Source organism: Protofrankia sp. Cr1, from assembly GCF_963555865.1.
Lineage (GTDB): Bacteria > Actinomycetota > Actinomycetes > Frankiales > Frankiaceae > Protofrankia.
In genome coordinates this window covers 1-1,003 of the sequence record NZ_CAUVXO010000225.1, presented here as the reverse complement: position 1 = coordinate 1,003, position 1,003 = coordinate 1, and the positions used below count along the sequence as shown (strand labels likewise).

At 68.2% G+C, this 1,003-nt stretch carries 1 protein-coding gene; it reads right to left on the bottom strand.

The window, feature by feature from the left end:
* Positions 1-407: 407 nt before the first annotated feature.
* The coding region (locus U9980_RS16900) for a PASTA domain-containing protein (RefSeq protein WP_322768796.1) at positions 408-1,003 on the bottom strand (596 nt) is incomplete at its 5' end.

Here is a 1,003-nt window from a genome sequence, read left to right as displayed (position 1 = left end):
GGTTGTGGAGCTCGCTGGTCGGGGGTTCGGCGAGCAGATGGGCGCGCAGGGACGCGCGGAACTCCTCGCGCGGCGACACCTGTTCACAGGCTCGCAGCGCGGTGACGACGTCCAGCCTGGTGCGGTCGCGCATGCCCACGACAGGCTGCCGACCGTCGATCAACCGGTCAAGGCGTTCCGCTCGTCGCCTGGTGAGTGATACTCCCATGGCGTCCCCCCCGTTCCCCCTGTACGGTGCGCAGCCCAGGCGCTGGTCGGCACCCGCATACACCGTCCGCTCCCATGGTGACGGGGAACACCCCGCGCGGGCACGTATCTCGCCCTCGCCGTCCACGGTGATTCGTCCGGACGGTTTGATCCGGCCGCCATGGAATCCACCCTGAACGATCGCCAAATCATCATTTGATCTATCCCACCGTGAGGGTCACCTTGGTGCCCTGTTGGACCTGGCTTCCGGCGGGCGGGTTCATGCTCTTGACGGTGTCGCCGGAGAAGGGGAACCAGTCGCGTTCGGCCTTCAGCCCGGCGTGTTGCAGTACTCGCGCGGCGGCCTGGTACTTGAGGCCGACAACATCGGGAACGTCGACCAGCTGACCGCTGCCGTCCCCGCCGTTGCCCCCTCCACCTGTGTCGGGCGGCCCCTTGGAGACGAACAGGGTGACCGCCGAGCCGCGGTTGACCTGCTGCCCGGGGTCGGGGGAGGTGCGCACGACGCTGCCGGCGGCGACGGTGTCGTCGTTGATGTCCGCACGGTTGACGGTGAGACCGAGTGTCTGGAGCTGGCTGCGGGCCTGTTCGAACGTCAGCTGGATCACGTAGGGCATGGTGACGGTGGCCGGGCCGGTGCTGACGATCAACGTCACCGCGGTGCCCTGGGCGAGCTCGGTGCCCGCGGCCGGGTCCGTTCTGATCACGTTACCGGCCGCGATCGTGGCGTTGGCTTCCTGGCGTGAGGTAGGCGTCACGTTGAGCTGTTGGCGGGTGAGCCTGCTCTGGGCTTCGG